1 protein-coding gene and 1 pseudogene are annotated in these 1,331 nt (G+C 44.0%); both read left to right on the top strand.

Translation table 11 applies throughout. The features are described 5' to 3' along the window. Positions 1–71 precede the first annotated feature (71 nt). Positions 72–1,001 (top strand): phosphate/phosphite/phosphonate ABC transporter substrate-binding protein, encoded by a 930-nt coding sequence (locus R8N28_RS25125; protein ID WP_025611941.1) that lies wholly within the window; start codon positions 72–74, stop codon positions 999–1,001. Next, positions 1,001–1,331, top strand: a pseudogene (locus R8N28_RS25120) (GGDEF domain-containing protein); the annotation flags it as partial. The gene R8N28_RS25125 and the pseudogene R8N28_RS25120, both read left to right, overlap by 1 nt.

Raw genomic sequence — 1,331 nt, 5'->3', positions numbered from 1 at the left:
GTTGAAGTGCAATTTGCTTTTATTTTGAATCTTGTCGTTCAAGAACATATACCCAAGGATGTTGACGCCGGATGAAACCTGCCTGCACACTCTTACTGCTTGCTTCTTTAAGCTCCCCCTTTCTTGCTAGCGCTCAACCCGTCAATGACCTCGTATTTACCGTAGGTATCGTTTCCGACAAAGCAAAAAGTAAAATCAAAAAAGCGACACCCTTTGCTCAATATGTATCCGGAAGACTGAATCACCTCGGTTATACCTCTGGGTCGGTACAAGTCTTCAACAACTATGGACAACTTGCAGTTGCTCTCAAAAATGGCAGCGTTCAAATTGCAACAGCTACACCGTTTAACGCCGTAACCCTAGAACGAGAATCTAACAGCCAAGTGCTCGCCGTAAGGTGGAAAAAGGGACTCGAAAAATACCACTCTGTATTTTTCACCCATCAAGACAGTGGCATTCATTCCTTGGCCGATCTGCGCGGCAAAACGCTCATTTTCGAGAGTCGTAACTCCACCAGCAGCTTTTACTTACCTGCCATTACATTGCTCAACCAAGGCGAAAAATTAGAATACCTTCGCTCTATTGATGCTCACCCAACGAAAGACCGTATCGGCTATTTGTTTTTGGATGAACATTTAGAACAATCCAACGAAATCAACCTATCCGTTTGGGTGTATAAACAGCGCGTTGCCGCCGGGGCGTTCAGTAATTTCAACTGGAACAACCCAAAAGATTTGCCAGAAAACATGAAGGAAAAACTGACCATTTTCCATAACTCGGTTGAGATCCCGCGTGATTTGGTTTTAGCGTCGCCTACTTTGAGCCAATCGACCCAAAATGAAATTACATCGATTTTATTGAAAATGGATGCCTCACCAGAAGGTTTGCATGCCTTGGATGTATTCCAAAATACCAAGCGCATATCAGCACTCACGCCAGATATGGCAACGTCTCTCGACACGGTTCGAAAGTCTGTTAACTTGCTACCAAAGGCAAACTGATGCTGAACAAACTTTCGCTAGAAACCAAATACATTTTCGCGACCATCTCCGTCGTTGTTTTGGTGGTTGCGGTCAACCTTGTACTTTACATGCATGGCTACGACACATACTCAAACAATCTCGCGCAGCAGATTACGCAAAATTCTCAAGATAAGACGGAATCCTACGTCAAACAAAAAGGATTAGTGTACGCGGAGTTGTTGTCTAAGCAGCTGTTTGATCCGCTTTACAACGATAACATCAGCCAAGTCTATGGACAGATTACGGCAACCTTAAGCCAACCGGACGTATCAAAAATCCATGTTGTAGATAACGATGGACTTGTATTCC

It is taken from the genome of Vibrio sp. Vb1554 (assembly GCF_033344235.1).
The sequence above is the reverse complement of the archived record's forward strand: the minus strand, read 5'-3'. Positions and strand labels throughout refer to the sequence as shown.